The organism is Actinophytocola sp., from assembly GCF_050699915.1.
In the GTDB taxonomy this organism is placed as follows: domain Bacteria; phylum Actinomycetota; class Actinomycetes; order Mycobacteriales; family Pseudonocardiaceae; genus Actinophytocola.
On the sequence record NZ_JBOHGA010000008.1, the window covers coordinates 17,082 to 35,334 of the forward strand.

General features: G+C 70.8%; 20 protein-coding genes. 5 read left to right on the plus strand and 15 right to left on the minus strand.

Annotation, left to right across the window (positions count from 1 at the left end; all coding sequences use genetic code 11):
- Positions 1–30: 30 nt before the first annotated feature.
- Genes ACRDSK_RS02690 through ACRDSK_RS02710 form a run of 5 tightly spaced genes read right to left on the minus strand, consistent with a single transcriptional unit; the run spans position 31 to position 4,619 of the window.
- The gene (locus tag ACRDSK_RS02690; protein WP_431438251.1) at positions 31–1,275 is read right to left on the minus strand and encodes a cytochrome P450; all 1,245 of its coding nucleotides are present in this window, start codon (positions 1,273–1,275) and stop codon (positions 31–33) included.
- Positions 1,272–2,378 carry a serpin family protein gene (locus ACRDSK_RS02695; protein WP_431438252.1) on the minus strand — a complete coding sequence of 369 codons (1,107 nt, stop codon included), beginning with the start codon at positions 2,376–2,378 and terminating at the stop codon, positions 1,272–1,274. Before ACRDSK_RS02695 ends, ACRDSK_RS02690 begins: the two co-directional genes overlap by 4 nt.
- Before the next feature lie 11 nt (positions 2,379–2,389).
- On the minus strand, positions 2,390–2,644 hold the full coding sequence (locus ACRDSK_RS02700; RefSeq protein ID WP_431438253.1) for a hypothetical protein: 255 nt from the start codon (positions 2,642–2,644) through the stop codon (positions 2,390–2,392).
- A gap of 18 nt (positions 2,645–2,662) precedes the next feature.
- Positions 2,663–3,943: a deoxyguanosinetriphosphate triphosphohydrolase gene (locus ACRDSK_RS02705; protein WP_431438254.1), complete on the minus strand. Its 1,281-nt coding sequence runs from the start codon at positions 3,941–3,943 to the stop codon at positions 2,663–2,665.
- Positions 3,944–3,953: 10 nt separating this feature from the next.
- A complete protein-coding gene (locus ACRDSK_RS02710) occupies positions 3,954–4,619 on the minus strand; it encodes a YdcF family protein (protein ID WP_431438255.1) in 666 nt (221 codons plus the stop codon).
- Between the two features lie 151 nt (positions 4,620–4,770).
- Between ACRDSK_RS02710 and ACRDSK_RS02715 the strand changes: the two genes are divergently transcribed.
- The gene (locus ACRDSK_RS02715; RefSeq protein WP_431438256.1) at positions 4,771–5,718 is read left to right on the plus strand and encodes a hypothetical protein; all 948 of its coding nucleotides are present in this window, start codon (positions 4,771–4,773) and stop codon (positions 5,716–5,718) included.
- A 494-nt stretch (positions 5,719–6,212) separates the two neighbouring features.
- Here the strand turns inward: ACRDSK_RS02715 and ACRDSK_RS02720 are convergent, their stop codons facing one another.
- Positions 6,213–7,592, minus strand: coding sequence for a glycine--tRNA ligase (locus ACRDSK_RS02720; RefSeq protein WP_431438257.1), 1,380 nt, complete (start codon positions 7,590–7,592; stop codon positions 6,213–6,215).
- Between the two features lie 160 nt (positions 7,593–7,752).
- On the opposite strand from ACRDSK_RS02720, the gene ACRDSK_RS02725 reads away from it, so the two are divergent.
- From ACRDSK_RS02725 to ACRDSK_RS02735, 3 genes are read left to right on the plus strand one after another with little or no spacing between them, the layout of a single operon-like run.
- On the plus strand, positions 7,753–8,016 hold the full coding sequence (locus ACRDSK_RS02725) for a DUF6703 family protein (protein WP_431438258.1): 264 nt from the start codon (positions 7,753–7,755) through the stop codon (positions 8,014–8,016).
- Between the two features lie 47 nt (positions 8,017–8,063).
- Entirely contained in the window at positions 8,064–8,450 is a 387-nt protein-coding gene (locus tag ACRDSK_RS02730) for an ArsR/SmtB family transcription factor (RefSeq protein WP_431438297.1), read from the plus strand.
- Positions 8,447–8,866, plus strand: coding sequence for a Fur family transcriptional regulator (locus ACRDSK_RS02735; protein ID WP_431438259.1), 420 nt, complete (start codon positions 8,447–8,449; stop codon positions 8,864–8,866). Before ACRDSK_RS02730 ends, ACRDSK_RS02735 begins: the two co-directional genes overlap by 4 nt.
- A gap of 64 nt (positions 8,867–8,930) precedes the next feature.
- Here the strand turns inward: ACRDSK_RS02735 and ACRDSK_RS02740 are convergent, their stop codons facing one another.
- Genes ACRDSK_RS02740 through ACRDSK_RS02755 form a run of 4 tightly spaced genes read right to left on the minus strand, consistent with a single transcriptional unit; the run spans position 8,931 to position 13,502 of the window.
- The gene (locus ACRDSK_RS02740) at positions 8,931–10,337 is read right to left on the minus strand and encodes a GH1 family beta-glucosidase (protein WP_431438260.1); all 1,407 of its coding nucleotides are present in this window, start codon (positions 10,335–10,337) and stop codon (positions 8,931–8,933) included.
- Complete coding sequence (locus ACRDSK_RS02745; RefSeq protein WP_431438261.1) at positions 10,334–11,200, minus strand: carbohydrate ABC transporter permease; 867 nt, start codon at positions 11,198–11,200, stop codon at positions 10,334–10,336. The genes ACRDSK_RS02740 and ACRDSK_RS02745 overlap by 4 nt, the downstream gene beginning before the upstream one ends.
- Positions 11,197–12,207: a carbohydrate ABC transporter permease gene (locus ACRDSK_RS02750; RefSeq protein ID WP_431438262.1), complete on the minus strand. Its 1,011-nt coding sequence runs from the start codon at positions 12,205–12,207 to the stop codon at positions 11,197–11,199. Before ACRDSK_RS02750 ends, ACRDSK_RS02745 begins: the two co-directional genes overlap by 4 nt.
- Complete coding sequence (locus tag ACRDSK_RS02755) at positions 12,207–13,502, minus strand: ABC transporter substrate-binding protein (RefSeq protein ID WP_431438263.1); 1,296 nt, start codon at positions 13,500–13,502, stop codon at positions 12,207–12,209. The genes ACRDSK_RS02750 and ACRDSK_RS02755 overlap by 1 nt, the downstream gene beginning before the upstream one ends.
- A 156-nt stretch (positions 13,503–13,658) precedes the next feature.
- Here ACRDSK_RS02755 and ACRDSK_RS02760 point away from each other — a divergent pair, with 156 nt between their 5' ends.
- Complete coding sequence (locus ACRDSK_RS02760) at positions 13,659–14,690, plus strand: LacI family DNA-binding transcriptional regulator (RefSeq protein ID WP_431438264.1); 1,032 nt, start codon at positions 13,659–13,661, stop codon at positions 14,688–14,690.
- Here ACRDSK_RS02760 and ACRDSK_RS02765 read toward each other — a convergent pair.
- From ACRDSK_RS02765 to ACRDSK_RS02785, 5 genes are all read right to left on the minus strand, one after another.
- The gene (locus ACRDSK_RS02765; protein WP_431438265.1) at positions 14,687–15,178 is read right to left on the minus strand and encodes a polyketide cyclase; all 492 of its coding nucleotides are present in this window, start codon (positions 15,176–15,178) and stop codon (positions 14,687–14,689) included. The two genes, ACRDSK_RS02760 and ACRDSK_RS02765, sit on opposite strands and share 4 nt — an antisense overlap.
- Before the next feature lie 92 nt (positions 15,179–15,270).
- Positions 15,271–15,987 (minus strand): TIGR03943 family putative permease subunit, encoded by a 717-nt coding sequence (locus tag ACRDSK_RS02770; RefSeq protein WP_431438266.1) that lies wholly within the window; start codon positions 15,985–15,987, stop codon positions 15,271–15,273.
- A complete protein-coding gene (locus ACRDSK_RS02775; protein WP_431438267.1) occupies positions 15,984–16,964 on the minus strand; it encodes a permease in 981 nt (326 codons plus the stop codon). Before ACRDSK_RS02775 ends, ACRDSK_RS02770 begins: the two co-directional genes overlap by 4 nt.
- A complete protein-coding gene (locus tag ACRDSK_RS02780; RefSeq protein WP_431438268.1) occupies positions 16,961–17,392 on the minus strand; it encodes a YbjN domain-containing protein in 432 nt (143 codons plus the stop codon). Before ACRDSK_RS02780 ends, ACRDSK_RS02775 begins: the two co-directional genes overlap by 4 nt.
- A complete protein-coding gene (locus ACRDSK_RS02785) occupies positions 17,389–18,204 on the minus strand; it encodes an isoprenyl transferase (protein WP_431438269.1) in 816 nt (271 codons plus the stop codon). Before ACRDSK_RS02785 ends, ACRDSK_RS02780 begins: the two co-directional genes overlap by 4 nt.
- Positions 18,205–18,253: the final 49 nt, after the last annotated feature.

Here is an 18,253-nt window from a genome sequence, read left to right on the forward strand (position 1 = left end):
CGGACGAGCACGCCGGCGCGGACGTGACAGCTAGGCGGCGGTGACCCGGGCCACCCCGACCCGCAGACCGTGCTTCGGACGCATGGCCGCGAAGCCGGTCGCCCGGATCCGCTGCGCGACCGGGGACAGCTCGGTGCGCTCGAGTAGTCGGCCCAGCATCACGGTCAGCTCGGTCGTGGCCATGGTCGCACCGACGCACCGGTGCGGCCCGCCACCGAACGGGACGAACTCGTGCGGGCCGACCTTGCGGTACGCCGGCTCGCCGGGCAACCACCGCTCCGGCCGGAACGTCAGCGGGTCCTCGTAGACGGCCGCGCTGCGGTGGGTCACGTACGGGCTGTAGAGCAGGGTCGTCCCGGCGGACACCCTGCGGCCGGCGAACTCGAAGGCCTTGGCGACGTGCCGCGCCGAGACCACGGCCGGCGGGTAGAGCCGCAACGTCTCCGTCACGAACGCGCGCCTGTACCGCTCGTCCGCGGCGGCTCGTTGCCGTGCCTCGGGATGGGTGACGAGCAGGTGGACCGCCCACGCCATCGCCGCGCTGGTGGTCTCGTAGCCGGCCGCGATCAGCGTCACCGCCTGGTCGCGAACCTCCTGGTCGGACAGGCCGCCGCCGTCCTCGTCGCGGCCGTTGACGAGCATCGCGAGCACCCGGTCGCCGGCGTCGGCGCCCTCCTCGCGCACCCGGGCGATCTCCGCGTGGATCCGTTCGTCGACCAGCGCCCGGGCTCGCATCGCCCGCCGCCACAAGGGAGTCCGCCACCTCCGGTGCAGCCGGACCACGTCCGGCGAGCGGTCGACCAGGTCGAGCAGCGCCTGCAGGTGCTCGCCGAGGAAGTCGGCGTCGTCCGCGAGCCGGGCGCCGAACAGCGACCGCAGCGTGCTCCGCCGGATCGCCGCGCGGAACGCCTGGTAGGCGTCCACGACATCGCCCGGACGCCAGCGGTCGATCACCTCGTCCGCGCTCTCGGTCATGATCGCGAGGTACTGGTCGACCTGCCGGTGGTGCATCGACGGCTGGACGAGCCGCCGCCGGCGGCGGTGGTCGGTGCCGTCGGAGACGATCAGCGAGGTCTCGCCATCGACCGGGACGAGGCCCTCGAACGCCTCGCGCATCGTGAACAGGTCGTCGTTGGCGAACACGAAGCGGTTGGCCTCGGCGCCGAGCAGGTAGGCGAAGCGGCGGCGGCCCGCGCCGAACCGCAGCAGCGGACCGCGACGTCGGTGCAGCAACCTCAGGAGCTCGCCCGGCGGGTAGGTGACCGCCGCCGTCATGGCGAGCTGACGCGCGCCACGAAGTACACCACCCCCGTCGCCGCATGCCGGACCAGGAGCAGGAACGGGCGGTCCACGGTCAGCTCGACACCGGGCGACGGAAGCGAGGCCAGCCGCATCATCACCGCGGTCGCCGCGGCACCCTCGAGACCCTTCTCGTCGATCTCGAGGACCGACTCGTGCAGCACGGCCTCGACCGCGAGCGGGACCGTGCTGATCCCGCTGAGATCCGCGTCGTTGCCGAACACGGTCCGCACACCCAGCTTGTTCAGCGGCGGGGTGAGCTCGGCCTGGGTGCCGACCTTGAACTTCGGCAGTGCCAGGTCGACCTGGGTCGGCTTCGGCGCCTCGAGCAGGTCGGCGAGCGTCGCCTCGTCGAGGTCGGGTTCGGCGTCGGCGAGATCGCCGTCGGGCAGCAGCACGACCGCCTCGACGCCGCCGATCGCGCGCAGGGTCGCGACCTGCCAACCGTCGCGGGCCGCGTAGCCGATGCGCTCGGACAGCGACATCGTCGGCACCTCGACCGTGCCGCCCGGCGCGTGGAAGGGTTTCGGGCGGGTGGCGCCCTCGGTGAACGGGAACCGCCAGCCGCACTTCAGGTAGAGCGCGTTGACCAGGGCCGACCGAGTGTCGGCGGTGATCGCGTCCGCGGGGATCAGCTCCGGGATGAGGTCCCGGGTGGTCTTCGCGACGTCGACGTTGATCCGGTCGCGCGCCTCACCGGGCGCCTCGCGGAACGGCGCCTCGCGGACCTTGCCGCTCGACCACCGGCCCAGCTCCTCGACGAACGGCACGAGGACCTCGATCGACTCGTCGGTCCACAGCGTGTTGGACACCGCGATGATCGGCTCGTCCTCGTTGTCCCGCGGCGGTTCCAGCACGCCGGCCCGGGTCAGCAGCTCGCCGAGCTGGACGAGGTCGCCGGACTTGTCGCCGAGCAACAGCACGGTGAGCTCGTCGCGGGTCATCCCGCGGGCCCCGTGGGCGACGAGCCCGAGCGCGCTGGCGACCGAGAACGGCGACCAGCACACGTTCCTCGCCGGATCGGGCGCGACCGCCTTGTGCAGGGCAAGCGTGTACGCGAGGTGCGCGCGATCCGTCACGAAGTCTCCTTCTACCGGCGTGGGTCGGGCAGAGTGATCAACTGGGTCGGTTCGGGCAGCGGTAAGGCGCCCGCGTCGGACATCGGGCCGAAGGGCTTCGGGTGGCGCGGTTCGCGGACGCCCGCGGAGCCGTCGAAGCCATCGAAGCCGTCGTCTTCGTCGAAGTCGCCGCGATCGCCGTCCGCTGGCACCGACTTGCGCGGTGCGCGGCGCGACACCCCTCGGCGGCCGCGGCCGCCGGGTGGGCGATCGAACATCTCATCCATGCCAACGAGTGTGCCACGTCACACCGACAAGCCTTCGACCTGCACGTATGTCTTGTGCCATCGGTTGGCCTGCGCGTCGGTGAGCGCCGCGACCTGGTCCACGACGACCCGCAGCCGGGCACAGTCGTCGCCGGCCGCGGCCCAGGCCGGCACGAACGCCGGCTCCAGCGCGCCGTCCCCGCGCGCGGCCAGCGCGGGCACGAGCTCGGCCAGCCGTTGCCGCTGGGTGGCCTGGAGGGCAAGCCGGTCCGGGTCGCTCATCACATACCGCAGCGCGACGGCCTTGAGCAGCGCGACCTCGCAGGCCACCCGGGCCGGGATCACGAGGTCGGCGGCGTAGCGGGTGAGGTTCCCGTCGCCGTGCTCCTGCCTGGTCGCGGCGACCGCGGCCGCAGCGAACCGGCCGACGAGCTCGCTGGTCAGCCGCTTGATCGCGACCTGAGCGGCGAGCGTGCCGTCGTACTCCTTCGCGGTCAGCGCGGCGACGACCGGCAGCCGCACGAGGTCCGCGGCCACGTCCTCCAGCCCGGACACCGGTTCGCCGCTGAAGTGCTTGGCGGCGAGCTCGGCCACCTCGGCCCGCTCCTCGCGGTCGGTCAACGCGGGCAGGTTGACGCGCTTGGCCCGGACACCGTCCTCGACGTCGTGCACGGAGTAGGCCACGTCGTCGGCCCAGTCCATCACCTGCGCCTCGAGGCACTGCCGGCGCTGCGGCGCGCCGTCCCGGATCCAGTCGAACACCTCGCGGTCGTCGTCGTAGACGCCGAACTTGCGGGTGCCGGCGGTGCGCGGCCAGGGGTACTTCGTCGCCGCGTCCAGCGAGGCGCGGGTGAGGTTGAGGCCGTGCTCGCGCTCCCCCAGCACCTTCGGCTCGAGCCGGGTGAGGATGCGCAGCGTCTGGGCGTTGCCCTCGAACCCGCCGCACACCTGGGAGACCTCATCGAGCGCGCGCTCGCCGTTGTGCCCGAACGGCGGGTGGCCGATGTCGTGCGCGAGGCCGGCGGTGTCCACGACGTCGGGGTCGCAGCCGAGCTCCTCGGCGATGCCGCGGCCGATCTGCGCGACCTCGAGTGAGTGGGTCAGCCGGGTCCGCGGCACGCCGCTGACCTCGGAGCCTTCGTGCGGGCCGACGACCTGGGTCTTTCCCGCGAGCCGGCGCAGCGCCGCCGAGTGCAGCACCCTCGCGCGGTCGCGGCCGAAGGGGCTGCGGCGGGTCGGCCACGAACCGGGCAGGACGGAGTCCTTCGCCGGCTCGGCGGACATCCGAGAGGCGTCGTGCTCGGTGTAGCCCGGGGTCATGGTGCGGAGGTTACTTGTCCGCGGCGACATCCTCGGTGATGCCGATCCCGTCGGCGGAGGCCTTCGTTGTGCGGTAGTACAGCAGCGCGGCGGTCTCGTAGAGGATGTAGCGGATCTGCGTCTGCCGGGTCTGCACGATTGGGCCGGAGTGGGTGGGCGAGGTCCAGGCGTCCAGCCCTACGTCGCTGGCCATGGTCCGGGCGCGCAACGTGTGCCAGGGGTCGCTCACGATCACGGCGGTGTGCCAGCCGCGGTCGGCGGCCGCCTCGGCGGCGGCGCGGAGGCTGCCGAGGGTGTCACTGCCCTGCGGGACGTCGACGACCGCGTCCTCGGGGACCCCGTGGTCCTCCAGCCAGATGGCGCTCGCCTCGGCCTCGGTGTACTCGTCGCCGGGCCGGCTGCCGCCGGTGGTGAGGATGTGCTTCGCGACGCCCTCGTCGTAGAGGTCCTTGGCGTGTTCGAGCCGGGCCTCGAGCACCTTGGAGGGCGTGCCGCCGTACTGCGCGGCGCCCAGGACCAGGACGACGTCGGCCGGGCTGCGGTCGTCGTCGCGGGCCACCTGCCACACCCGGAAGCCGGTGCCGCCGACGACCAGCGCGCCGACGAGCAGCACACCGACCACGAGGCGACGCACGAACCGGCGGACCGGTCGTGACCTGGACTCCACGGGACTCACTCCGCCGATCCTTCCAGAACCGGATGCGTCACCACCGTCAGCCACCCCCTCCTTCGGCCGGTTGTTGTGGAGTTGTCCACAACCCGCGCACTTATCCACAGACGACGCATCACCGCCACCCCGCGTTGCCCACTTCCGCTTTCCTGGACTCATGACCACGAACCGCGCCCTGCTCGACCTCGACGCCATCCCCGGCATGTTCAGCCACCACGTCGCCACGTCGGCCGACCTGATCGCGCTGGGCCTGTCCGGGTCCACCATCGAGGAACGATGTCGCGACGGCGGACCTTGGCGGCGCCTGCAGTCCGGCATCGTGCTGCTGGGCGACACGCCACCGAGCCGTGCCCAACGGATTCAGGCAGCGCTCACGGTCGCCGGCCCCGAGGCCGTGCTGACGGGGGTCGACGCGTTGGCGCTGCATGGTCTGTCGGGTGCGCGCCTGGACGGCCCGGTGCATGTGCTGGTGTCGCCGCGCCGCCAGTCCCGCCTGGTCGACGGCGTGTTCTTCGACCGCACGAACACGCCGCCGGTGGCCCAGCTGCGCTCGGGCTTCCCGGTGGCACCCCTGCCCAGGGCGACGATCGACACGTGCCGCCGGGCCCCGTCCGCCGAGCATGTCCGGGCCTTGCTGACGTCGGTGATCCGCGAGGCGCGAGTCAGCCCGGCCACCCTGCGCGAGGAACTGACCCGAGCCACGTCCCGAGGCACCGCCCTTCCCAGACGAATCCTGGCCGAGCTCGACGACGGCGTCCGCTCGCTGGCCCAGGGCTGGGCGAGACGCCTGGTGTTGCGAGCCGGCCTCCCGACACCACGCTGGCGAGTCCCGATCAGCGGTCCCTCGGGCGCGCACCTGGCCACTCCGGACGCGTGGTGGGACGTCGGACTGGCGTGGGAGGTCGATTCCTACGCGTTCGACCTGACCCCGGCCGACTACGCCGCCGCCCTGACCCGAGCCACACACCTGACGGCTGCCGGCATCCTCGTGGTCCACACCCGCCCAGCCCAACTCCGCGACGAGCCGGCCGCCGTGGCCGACCTCCTGACGTCCGCCTACACCCAGGCAAGCACCCGCCCCCGCCCAGACGTGGAGGCGGCCTAGACCTCGCGGGACACCCGACACCCGCGAGCCCCAGTCCCCACCGGCCCACCGAAAGCGCAATCCCATGAGCGACACAGGACCCGAACTCGCCGAGGCTGCAGACACCGCACGCCGACAAGGTCGCCGGGCACCGCCAGCTCCGCCCCGAACCCGCTCCGCGCGGAAGCAGCCCGCGCTCGGGACCCGAACAGGGCCCGCACGGCAAATCCGATGTGGACAGTCGACCCCCCAGGCCGGCCACGATCCAGACCTCAGACTTCCCCCCGAACCAAATGCGCCGCAGCGAATTCATCCGACGGGCGGCAGTGCACCGGCGGGGCTGGGTCGGAGGGTTGAACATGACCCAAGGCCGACGAGAGGTGGGAGAGCCGACACCTCCTCAGCGAACCCGATGTGGACGGTCGACTCCGGGCCCGCCGCGCCCACCACGATCCAGGCCTCAGACAACCGCGAACCGCGGCGAATCCGTCGACGAGCGGCACTGCACCGGCAGGTCAGCAGCCGATCAGTTGGCCGGCGAGGAAGCGCTCCAGCTTGTCCACCGCCACGCGTTCCTGGGTCATGCTGTCCCGCTCCCGGACGGTGACGGCGTGGTCGTGCAGCGAGTCGAAGTCGACGGTCACGCAGAACGGGGTGCCGATCTCGTCCTGGCGGCGGTAGCGGCGGCCGATGGCGCCGGCGTCGTCGAAGTCGGTGTTCCAGTGATGGCGCAACACGGCGGCGATGTCGCGTGCCTTCGGCGTGAGGTCGGGGTTGCGGGACAACGGAAGCACGGCCACCTTCACCGGGGCGAGCCGTCGGTCCAGGCTCAGCACGGCCCGCTTGTCGACCCCGCCCTTGGCGTTCGGCGCCTGGTCCTCGCGATAGGCGTCGAGCAGGAAGGCCATCAGCGGACGACCGACGCCCGCCGCGGGCTCGATCACGTACGGCCGGTACCGCGAGCTCGTCGCCTGGTCGAAATAGGACAGATCGACACCGGAGTGGTTGGCGTGCGTGTTCAGGTCGAAGTCCGTGCGGTTGGCGACGCCCTCCAGCTCGCCCCATTCCATGCCACCGAACTGAAACCGATACTCGATGTCCACCGTTCGCTTGGCGTAGTGCGCGAGCTTCTCCTGCGGGTGCTCGTAGAGGCGCAGGTTCTCCCGCTTGATGCCGAGATCGGTGTACCAGCGCAAACGCTCGTCGATCCAGTACTGATGCCATTCCTCGTCAGTGCCCGGCTCGACGAAATACTCCATCTCCATCTGCTCGAACTCTCGCGTGCGGAAGATGAAGTTGCCCGGCGTGATCTCGTTGCGGAACGACTTCCCGATCTGGCCGATGCCGAACGGCGGCTTGCGCCGCGCGGTGGTCAGCACGTTGAGGAAGTTCACGAAGATGCCCTGCGCCGTCTCCGGCCGCAGGTAGTGCATGCCCTCGTCGGACTCGACCGGGCCGAGGTGGGTCTTCAGCATCATGTTGAACTCACGCGGCGGCGTGAACTCGCCGACCACGCCACAGTCCGGGCAGGACACGGCGGACAGCTCGGCCGCCGACTCACCGGTGCGCGTCTCGAACTGCTCCGCGAGCTCGTCGGCGCGAAACCGATGGTGGCAGGCGGTGCACTCGACGAGCGGGTCGTGGAACGCCGTCACGTGACCCGACGCCTCCCACACCTGTTTCGGCAGGACCACAGAGGAGTCAAGACCGACGACGTCCTCGCGGCGGTGCACCATCGTGCGCCACCACTCGCGCTTGATGTTGGCCTTCAGCTCGACGCCGAGGGGACCGTAGTCCCATGCCGACCGCGTGCCACCGTAGATTTCTCCGGACGGGTAGACGAACCCACGGCGCTTGCACAGGCTGACGACGGTCTCGACACGATCAGCGGGCATCTGCACTCCAACTGCTGCACGCTCGTGGCAGCCGCCAAAGCCTATCCGGGGCCCGCCGCCACCAAATGGGTGATTAATCGGCGGCCGAATCGCGGGCTAGCGTTGCTGCCTGTAGTCGACGTTACGTCCATAAGGAGGACAGGTGCGAGGAAAGCGCTCGATGAGGGCACAGCTGCTTGCCGGGGACGGCCCGCTGGCGCGGGTGCCACCCCTCGTCGCCTTCCTGGCGGTCGCCGCGATCTTCGCGGTCGGCGTGCTCGTCGGCGGCGGGACGGGTGCACTGTTGCTCGGCCTGCTCGCGGCGGGCGTGGCCGTGCTCCTCGCGGCGACGTGGCCAGTGCTCGCGCCCGGGCAGCGAGTCGGCCGCGTGCTGGTGCTTTTCGTGCTCGTGGCCGTGGCCATCTCGGTCCTCCCGGCGAAATAGCACCGCGCCGTAGGATGTTGACAACGGTAACCACTATCGGCGGGAGGATCTGCGCTGTGACCTCGGACGCCGCACCACCGGTAGCCGCAGAGCGTGACCGGCACTCGCCCGACCGTCCCGCCGTCTCGGCCGGCGCGGCGCGGCCCGTCGGGTCGATGGCCGCCGCCGGTGACCTGCTGCGGGCGCTGGCCGCACCCGTCCGGATCGCGATCGTGCTCGAGCTGCGGGAGGCGGAGCGCTGCGTGCATGAGCTCGTGGAGTCCCTCGGCGTGGCACAACCACTGATCAGCCAGCACCTGCGGGTACTGAAGTCCGCCGGCGTCGTGCACGGTGAGCGGCACGGGCGCGAGGTCGTCTACCGCCTCGTCGACGAGCACCTGGCGCACATCGTGGTCGACGCCGTCGCGCACGTCGAGGAAGGGGTCGCCCGGTGACCGAGCGCTCCTCCCCCACGGTGCCCGGCCGCCGATCCACCAAGCAGCGCGCGGCCGTCGCGAGTCTGCTCGAGCAGCTCGACGAGTTCCGCTCGGCCCAGGAGTTACACGAGGAGCTGCGCACCCGCGGCGAGGGCATCGGCCTGACCACCGTCTACCGCACCCTCCAGTCCCTCGTCGACGCGGGCGAGGTCGACGTCCTGCGCATCCGCGGCGGCGAGGCCGTGTACCGGCGCTGCTCGAGCCACCACCATCACCACCTGGTGTGCCGGGCCTGCGGACGCACGGTCGAAGTCGAGGGCCCCGCGGTGGAGAAGTGGGCGGAGCGAGTGGCTGCCGAGAACGGCTTCTCGGAGATCAGCCACACGGTCGAGGTCTTCGGCAGGTGCGCCGGCTGCACCGAGAACTGCGCCTGAGAGCGGAAGGGCGCCCGGCCGGCGGGTGCGGTCGCGGCCGGGCGCCGCATCTCCCACCCCCGGGCTACTCCACCAGCCCGTTGCGCGCGACCACCCCGGAGTACCAGCGCGCGCTCTCCTTGACCGTCCGCCGCTGCGTCTCGAAGTCCACGTGCACCAGGCCGAACCGCTTCGCGTACCCCTCCGCCCACTCCAGGTTGTCCAGCAGCGACCAGCAGAAGTACCCGCGCAGGTCCACGCCCGCCGCGACCGCCGCGTGGGCCGCCCGCAGGTGTCCTTCCAGGAACGCCTGCCGGCTCGGGTCGCGGACCTTGCCGTCCGGGCCAACCGAGTCCGGGTACGCCGCCCCGTTCTCCGTGACGTACAGCGGCAGCCTCGGGTACTCCGCGTCCAGGCGCAGCAACAGCTCCGTCAACCCCTCCGGCTGCACCTCCCAGCCCATCTCCGTCCGCGGCCGCCCGCTCGGCAGGAACCGCACGTCCTCCGCGCCGACCCATTCGCTGGGCGCGGCCGACCTCAGCACCGGCGCCGCCACGAGCAGCGCCCGGTAGTAGTTCACCCCGAGCAGGTCGACGGGTGTCGCGATCACCGCCAGGTCGCCCTCGCGCACCAGTGCCGGCAGGCCGTACGGCGCGAGGTCGGTCAGCACGTCGGCCGGATAACCACCGCGCAGCACGGGATCCAGGAACACCCGGTTCTGCAGGCCGTCCACCCGCCGCGCGGCCTCGACGTCCGCGGCGGCCGTGGACGCGGCCGACACCGGGAACAGGTTCAGCGTTATGCCCGCCGGCGCACCGGGCGCCTCCGCACGCAGCCGCTCCATCGCGAGCCCGTGGCCGAGCAGCAGGTGGTGCACGGCCGCGACCGCCGCGGCGGGCGAGGTCACTCCCGGCGCGTGCCGGCCCGACCCGTACCCCACGAACGCCGAGCACCACGGCTCGTTCAGCGTGTTCCAGCCCGCCACCCGGTCCCCGAGCCGGCCGGCGACCGACGAGGCGTAGTCGGCGAACCGGAACGCGGTGTCCCGGTAGGTCCACCCGCCGGCCTCCTCGAGCGCCTGCGGCAGGTCCCAGTGGTACAGCGTCACCCACGGCGCGATGCCAGCCGCGAGCAGCCGGTCCACGAGCCGGTCGTAGAAGTCCAGGCCGGCCTCGTTCACCGCGCCGCCGTCGGGCCGTACCCGGGGCCAGGCCACCGAGAACCGGTAGGCGCCCAGCCCGAGCGACGCCATGAGCTCGACGTCCTCGGCGTACCGGTGGTAGTGGTCGGCCGCCGGCTCGCCGGTGTCGCCGTTCGCCACCGCGCCCGGACGCCGGCAGAACTCGTCCCAGATCGAGTCGGTTCGACCGTCCACAGTGGTCGCGCCCTCGATCTGGAAGGACGCGGTGGCCGCGCCCCACACGAACCCGGTCGGAAACTCCAGCGACACCGCGGGCGGGGATGCGGAGGATGGCAGTACTGACATGGTCACCCCTTCACGGCGCCTTGCATGATTCCGGCCACGATCTGGCGGCCGAGCACGATGAACACGATCAGGATCGGAATGGTCGCCAGCGTGGTGCCGGCCAGCACGAGCGAGTAGTCGACGTAGAACCCGCTCTGCAGCCGCTCCAGCGCCAGCTGGACGGTCGGGTTCTCGGCGTTCAGCACGACCAACGGCCACAGGAAGTCGTTCCAGGACGTCATGAACGTGAACATGCCGAGGAACGCCGCCGCCGGCCGGACCGCCGGCAGGACCACGTGCCAGTACACCCGGATCATCGAGCAACCGTCCACTCTGGCCGCTTCGATGAGCTCGTAGGGCACCACCTGCATCGTGTACTGCCGCATCCAGAACACCCCGATCGCTGTGACCAGGTTCGGCACGATCACCGCCTGCAGGTCGCCGGCCCAGCCGAACTCCGCCATCGCCATGTACAGCGGGATGATGCCGAGCTGTGTGGGCACCGCGAGCGTCGCGACGACGAACACGAACAACGCGTTGCGGCCGCGGAAGCGCAGCTTGGCGAAGGCGAACCCGGCCAGCGTGGAGAACAGCACCGTCGTGAAGGTGACCGTGGCGCCCACGACCACGCTGTTGCCCAACGACTTCCAGAACGGCACCGAGTCGAACACCCGCGCCGCGTTGGACAGGAAGTTCCCGCCCGGCAGCAGCGGCGGCACCTGCTCGCCGAGCATCGACGTGTCCCGGCTCGCCACCAGGAACGACCAGTAGAACGGGAAGATCGAGCCGACCATGAACGCGATCAGCAGGCCGTACACCCAGAACCGGGCCCGCCGCGACCCGGTCGAGTCGACGGTGCGACGGCGGACGGCCGTCGGCAGTGCGATCATCGGGCACCGTCCTCTTCGACCCCCGTCGAAGCGATCCGGCGGACGAGCAGGAAGTTGATGACCGCGATCACGCTGATCAGCAGGAACAGCGCCCACGCGATGGCCGACGCGTAGCCGAGCTCCTGGGTCTGGAACCCGGTTTGGTACATGTACAGCGTGATCGTCTGGAACTGGTTGGTCGCCCCGCCGTTGTTCGATCCCGGCATCGCGTCGAACAGCTTGGGCTCGGTGAAGATCTGCATCCCGCCGATGGTCGACGTGATCACGACGAAGATCAGCGTCGGGCGCAGCAGCGGCAGCGTCACGGAGAAGAACCGCCGGACGGCACCCGCACCGTCGATCATCGCCGCCTCGGTGAGGTCGCGCGGGATCGCCTTCATGGCGGCCAGCACGATCAGCGCGTTGTAGCCGGTCCACCGCCAGTTCACCATGATCGCGATGGCCACGTGTGAGGCGAACCTGTTGGCCTGCCAGTCGATCCGGTCCAGCCCGACCAGCTCCAGCATGCCGTTGACGAGGCCGTAGTTGGGCCCGAACAGGTTGGCGAAGATGATGCCGAGCGCGACGAGACTGACCACGAACGGCAGCAGCACGCCGACCCGCCACGAGGTCGGCATCCGCAGCCGGGAGTTCAGCAGCGCCGCCAACAGAACCGCGATGACGAGCTGCGGACCGGTGGACAGCAGGAAGATGCTGATCGTGTTGACGAGTGCGTTCCAGAACTGCTCGTCGCCGAGCAGCGTCGCGTAGTTCTCGAACCCGACGAACGTGCTCTCCTGGTCCAGCAGCTCCCGGTCGAACAGCGACAGGAACGACGTGTACAGCAGCGGGAACAGCCCCACCACACCGAAGATGATGAAGAACGGCGCGACGTACAGGTACGGCGACCACTTCACGTCCGCGATGCTGAGCCGCTGCCGCCAGGTCAGACTCGGCCGGCGCGGAGGCGGGGCGGGCGCCGCCTTGCTCGGCGCCCGCCCCGTGTCCGTGACTACCGGTCCGGCCATCAGCCGACGATCTTCTTTGCCGCGTCGACCGCCTGCTGCCAGCCCTCGTCCGCGGACTTGCCCTGCTCGACGGCTTGCAGCGCCGGGCTCGTCGCGTTCTCCTGGATCTGGCCGTCACCCGCGCCCTTGTACTGAGGCTCGCCGACCTTCTCCGCCATCGCGGCGAACAGCTCGCCGGTCTTGACGTCGCCGAAGTAGTCGTTGGTCGACTCCAGCAGCTCCGGCGAGGACAGCGCCTCCACCTGGCTCGGGAAGTTGCCGGTCTTCTGGAACGCCTTGATCTGCTGCTCCGGCGCGGTCAGCCACGCGGCGAGCTCCGCGGCCTCCTTCGGGTGCTGGCTCTGCTTCGGCACGGCGAGGAACGAGCCGCCCCAGTTGCCGCCGCCACCCGGGAACGCGTCGGTGACCGCCCACTTGCCTGCGTTGGCCGGGCCGGCCTGCTCCTTGACGACGCCGAGCATCCACGACGGGCAGGTCTTCGTGGCGAACGCACCCTGCTTGAACCCGGTGTTCCATTCCGGGCTGAACGCCACCAGCCCCGCGGTCTGGCCGCGCTTTCCGGCCGCGGTCACCTGGTCCCAGTTCTCCCTGATGTCCTGGTTGGACTCGATGGCGAGCTCGTCGTCCTCGTTCAGGTAACCCTCGTCGAGCTGGTTCTGCATGGCGTTGAAGATCTGCGAGTTCGAGTCGAACCACGCCTTCTTCGTAGCCTTGACGTACTTGTCGCCGGCCGCGAAGTAGGAGTCCCAGGACTCGAACAGCGGCTTGACCGCCTCCGGGTCGGACGGCAGTCCGGCCGCCTCGAACAGGTCCTTGCGGTAGCACATGGCCAGCGGACCGATGTCGGTGCCGTAGCCGATCCAGGTGCCGTCCTTCGCCGTGCCCGCCTTGTACTTCCAGTCCAGCCAGCGGTCCGGCTTGGCGTCCTTGGGGCCGATGTCCGCGAGGTCGTTGAACAGCTGCGGCTTGTCCGCGATGTCCGGGAAGTGGCCCTCCTCGATCGCGACCACGTCCTCCAGGCCGGAGTTGGCCGCGAGCTTGGTGAGCAGTTGCTCGTGGTACGGGCCACCCTCACCTGTCTTGTGATGCGTGATCTTGACGTTCGGGTTCAGGCGCTCGTACTCGGTGAGCAGGTCCTCGTAGCCGAACTCGGTGAACGTGCCGATCGTGAGCTCGACCTGGCCCCCGTCGCCACTGGAGCCACCACTGGATCCCTCGTCGCCACAGGCCGACAGGCCGGCCACCGCGACAAGGGCGAACGCGCCGGCTAACACCCTTGTTTGCTGTCGTCGCACGTCAGTTGTCCCTTGCTGACAGATTGCGGATTCTGGGAGCGCTCCCAGATTTGGAATTCTGAGTGTGTCCCCGGTCACGAGCGCTGTCAAGGAGAACGCGTCGGCCGTTCATCCGATTGTTAGGGAGCGCTCCCAGAATCCGGCTACACTCTCGGCGTGCCACCACGCTCCCCCTCCGACGAGCGGCCGACGCTCGAGGACGTCGCCGCCTACGCCGGCGTGTCCCGCTCCACCGCGTCGCGCGCGCTCAACGACGACGCCTACGTCAGCCCGCGCTCCCGGGCGAAGGTGCTCGACGCGGCCCGCGACCTGGGCTACTCCCCCAACCACGCGGCACGCTCGCTCGTCACCCGGCGGACCGGCGCGGTGGCGGTCGTGCTGTCCGAGCCCGAAGCCAAGGTCCTCGACGACCCGTACTTCGCGACGGTCATGCACTCGGCGTACCGGGAGCTCGCCGCGACCGGCGTGCAGATGCTGCTGATGTTCGTCGACAGCCGCGAAGACGTGCCGCGCACGATCCACTTCCTCGAGGGCGGGCACGTCGACGGGGCGCTGGTCTTCGCGCCGCACCAAGGGGACCCGCTGCCGACGGCGCTGCGGCTGCTGCGGCTGCCGGTCGTGTTCGGCGGCCGGCCGGGCAACGGGCGGCGCGGCGTGCACGCGGTGGACTTCGACAACAAGGCCGGTGCGCGGCTCGCGGTGCGCCACCTGCTCGCCACCGGCCGGCGGCGCATCGGGACGGTCACCGGCATGCTCGACCACCCCGCCGCCGCCGACCGGCTCGCCGGTTGGCAGGAGGCGCTGGCGGAGGCCGGCCTGAACCCCGACGGCCTGTCCGAGGCGGGCGACTTCACGCTGGCGAGCGGCGACCGGGCCACCGCCGCGCTGCTGGCTCGGGCGCCCGACCTGGACGGCGTGTTCGCGGCGAGCGACCTGATGGCGGCGGGCGCGCTGCGGGCCCTGCGCGCCGCGGGCCGCACGGTGCCCGAGGACGTGGGCGTGGTCGGCTTCGACGACAACCCGTCCCTGGCGCCGGTGATGAGCCCGCCGCTGACCTCGGTGCACCAGGACCCGCGCGAGCAGATCCGGCAGATGGTCAAGTGCCTGATGTCCCTGCTGGCCGGCGAGCAGCTCCGGCCGAACATCACCATGCTCCCGGTGAGCCTGGCGGTGCGGGACTCGGCCTAATGCTCGGCGAGCAGCTTCAGGTTGAGCAACTGCCGTCGAGCCATGATCAGATCGCCGACGGACAACCCGCGCGCCACCCAGCGGTTGGTTTGCATGACAAGTTTGAACAGCAGGCGCGTCGTGTCGTGATCCTGCGCCACGAGGACGTAGGACATCACGGCGCCCATGATGGTGCCGGTCAACTGTTTCCCCGGGTCGACCGAAACGATCCGGCCCAGCCTGCGCCCGCCGACGGCGGTGAACTTCTCACCGACGTACGGCTCGGGAAGATCGACCAGCTCGCGAGGTGAGCGGCGCCCCAGGTTGTCGATCCAGTCGTACGAGTAGGGCGCAAGCCGCACCTGCGCGACCCAGGGCCACACCGCTTCGGCAGGCGCCTGGACACCCACGCCCCGCCATACCTCCAGCGCGGGTGAGGTGACGAAGTCATCGCATGGGTAGGAGCGCATGATCTCACTGTCGCTGACACCCCACCGGTCACCGACCATGCATCGATATTCACCCGCGCCGGGCCGGTGTTCAAGCTCGCGAACAGCCGGTCGCCGGTGATGGTCCGGCTCCGGGCTGGATCTGACGTGTGCTAATGCTCGTACGGGTCGGCGGGCTCGCGAACCGGGCGGACGGTGCGGACCGTGGCCGAGGGGACGTGCAGGTTCGCCTCCGTGGCGCTGCCCGGCTCCAGCTCCACGACCGTCTCGATCCAGCTGTCGTCCTTGAACCTGGAGATGTCGGCGCCCAGCAGCTTGACCTTCACCGGGTAGGCGTCGGCCGCGCAGCAGGCGATCGCGATCCGGGCGACGTAGCTGGTCGAGCCCTCGTGCACGACGAACCCGGTGAGCTTCACCGCGCGGCCGTTCAGCGTGTCGGCCGAGTCCCACGCCGCGCGCTCGGAGAAGTCCGACAGCGTCATCGGCACGACATCGGCCTTCGGCAGCGCTGGGAACTGCTCCATGCCGTCCTCGGCGACAGCCGCCCGCCGGGGCGGCGAGTCCGCGGCCCGCTGCACCGAGTCCGAGCCCAGCGCGGGCGGCGCGATCAGGAAGACGGCGAGCACCGGCAGCACGAGCAGCCATGCGCTGCGCGCCGAGTGGTCGTGCTCGTGGCCGTCGGTGATGCGCTGGCCGCGGACCTCCCGGACGATCGACACGCCGGCGAGCACCAACATCACCACGCCGGCGAGGATCAGCAGCCACTGGTGCTCCGGGCGGACGTAGCGCAGGTAGACGTCGGTGAACGCGATCTTCAGCAGCGCGCCGCCGAGCATCACCAAAAGCATGTTCTGCGTTTCACGTCTCACAGGAACACCACCCCCGCCAGCACCGCGCAGCCGATCGCCACAACGAAGGTCAGCGGGGCGAACCGCATCGCGAACCGGCGGCCGAGGGTGCCGGCCTGCAGCGAGATGAGCTTGACGTCGACCGCCGGCCCGACGACGAGGAACACCAGCCGCGGCAGCAGCGGTATCGCGGAGAGCGACGCGACGACGAACGCGTCCGCCTCGCTGCACAGCGCGAGCAGCACGGCGAGCACGGCCATCACCATGATACCGAGCACGACCTGGTCGCCGAGCGTGTCGAGCCACGACCGCGGCACGACGACGTTCAGCGCCGCCGCGGTCAGGCCGCCGAGCACGAGGAAGCCGCCGGCGTCGACGAGGTCCTGCCGCGCGGTCTCGGCGAACATCGCCCAGCGGGAGCCGGTGCGCTCGGGTGCTCGCCGCATCGCCCGCTCGGCGAACCACTCCAGCCGGCCGAACCGCGCCCACAGGAAGCCCATCACGATCGCGGTGCCCATCGAGCCGGCGAACCGGGCCAGCACCATCGCCGGCTCGCCGGGGAACGCGACGGCGGTGGCGACCAGCACGATCGGGTTAACCGCGGGCGCGGCGAGCAGGAACGTCACCGCCACCGACGCCGGCACGTCCTGCTGGATGAGCCGCTTGGTGACCGGCACCGCGGCGCACTCGCAGTTCGGCAGCGCGACCCCGGCGAGGCCCGCGACCGGCACCGCGAGCGCCGGATTGCGCGGCAGCACGCGGCGCAGCGCGTCGGCCGACACGAACGCGGCGATCGCGCCGCTGACCAGCACGCCGAGCACGAGGAACGGCAGTGCCTGCATGCACACCGCGACGAACACGGTCGCTCCGGTCCGCAGCGCGGGCACGTCGAGGGCGCCGGCGAGCCAGTTCTGCCCGACGAGCGCGAGCAGCAGCACCACGCATAGCACCTCGAGCGAGGTGATGCGCCGGCGCGGCCTGGCCTCCGTCGTCGTCATTCGGTCTGGCTCCCCACCTCGCCCAGCAGCTCGGTGCGCAGCTGGGAGGCCGTGGAGACTACGAGCATCAGCAGCGTGCCGAGGGCGGCCGACTCGACGCCGTCGGCCGGGAAGGCATAGCGCAGCGTGACGTCCATGCCGGCGTCGGTGTGCACGACGCCGAGCGTGCCGAACAGCCCCTGCCCCGCGCGCTCGGCGGCGGAGGCGGCGAGCTTCGGTTCGTCGGGCAGGTCCCAGGCGACGACGCAGGTCAGGCTGAGCACGGTGAGGCCCTCGGCCAGCTGCATCGCCTGCACCGCGCACGGCACGTCGACGTGCCGGAAGCTCAGCGCGCCGTCGTCGTCCACGTGCACGTCGTGGAACTGCTCAAGCGCCTGGCGTGCCTTGGTGAGCAGATCACCGGTGGACAACGCCTCCTGCTCGGTCATGCCTCTCCTTGCTGCTGGGCCGCGTCGATCGCGCCGCCGAAGCGCCGGTCGCGTCGCGCGTACTGCTCGCAGGCCCGCCACAGGTCTCGCCGGTCGAAGTCGGGCCACAGAATGTCCTGGAAGACCAGCTCAGCGTAGGCCGACTGCCAGAGCATGAAGTTGGAGGTCCGCTGCTCGCCGGACGGGCGGATGAACAGGTCGACGTCGGGCATCTCCGGCTGGTAAAGGAAGCGCTGGATGGTCCGGTGGTCGACCTTCTCCGGGTTGATCTTGCCCAGTCGTGCCAGGCGGGCGATCTCCCGGGCGGCGTCGCCGATCTCGGCGCGGCCGCCGTAGTTGATGCACATGGCGAGGTTGAGGACGTCGTTGTGCTTGGTCCGCTCGGCGGCGTCCTCCAGCTCGGTGATCACGCTGCGCCACAGTTTCGGCCGGCGCCCGGCCCAGCGAACGCGCACACCCATCGCGTCGAGCTCGTCGGTGCGACGGTGGATGACGTCGCGGGAGAAGCCCATGAGGAAGCGGACCTCCTCGGGGCTGCGCCGCCAGTTCTCGGTGGAGAACGCGTAGAGCGAGAGCCATTTGACGCCGATTTCGATGCACCCGCGAGCGGCCTCGACGACGACCGCCTCGCCTCGCTTGTGCCCCTCGATGCGGGGCAGGCCTTGCTGGTTGGCCCACCGCCCGTTCCCATCCATGACGATGGCGACGTGCCGGGGCACGAGGTCCGCGGGAATCGCGGGCGGCCGCGCGCCGGACGAATGCGGCGCGGGCGGCTCGACGGCCTTCCTGCTGCTGGCGCGTCGCCGGAGCAAGTGCGTCCTCCAGGGGTCGGGTGTCACGACCCTACTGACCGAGCCGAGG

Bases quoted from the DNA above. Each gene is read 5' to 3' on its own strand.
- ACRDSK_RS02690 (WP_431438251.1), bottom strand. From the start codon at position 1,275: ATGACGGCGGCGGTCACCTACCCGCCGGGCGAGCTCCTGAGGTTGCTG.
- ACRDSK_RS02700 (WP_431438253.1), bottom strand. From the start codon at position 2,644: ATGGATGAGATGTTCGATCGCCCACCCGGCGGCCGCGGCCGCCGAGGG.
- ACRDSK_RS02705 (WP_431438254.1), bottom strand. From the start codon at position 3,943: ATGACCCCGGGCTACACCGAGCACGACGCCTCTCGGATGTCCGCCGAG.
- ACRDSK_RS02715 (WP_431438256.1), top strand. From the start codon at position 4,771: ATGACCACGAACCGCGCCCTGCTCGACCTCGACGCCATCCCCGGCATG.
- ACRDSK_RS02720 (WP_431438257.1), bottom strand. From the start codon at position 7,592: ATGCCCGCTGATCGTGTCGAGACCGTCGTCAGCCTGTGCAAGCGCCGT.
- ACRDSK_RS02725 (WP_431438258.1), top strand. From the start codon at position 7,753: ATGAGGGCACAGCTGCTTGCCGGGGACGGCCCGCTGGCGCGGGTGCCA.
- ACRDSK_RS02745 (WP_431438261.1), bottom strand. From the start codon at position 11,200: ATGATCGCACTGCCGACGGCCGTCCGCCGTCGCACCGTCGACTCGACC.
- ACRDSK_RS02750 (WP_431438262.1), bottom strand. From the start codon at position 12,207: ATGGCCGGACCGGTAGTCACGGACACGGGGCGGGCGCCGAGCAAGGCG.
- ACRDSK_RS02765 (WP_431438265.1), bottom strand. From the start codon at position 15,178: ATGGTCGGTGACCGGTGGGGTGTCAGCGACAGTGAGATCATGCGCTCC.
- ACRDSK_RS02775 (WP_431438267.1), bottom strand. From the start codon at position 16,964: ATGACGACGACGGAGGCCAGGCCGCGCCGGCGCATCACCTCGCTCGAG.
- ACRDSK_RS02780 (WP_431438268.1), bottom strand. From the start codon at position 17,392: ATGACCGAGCAGGAGGCGTTGTCCACCGGTGATCTGCTCACCAAGGCA.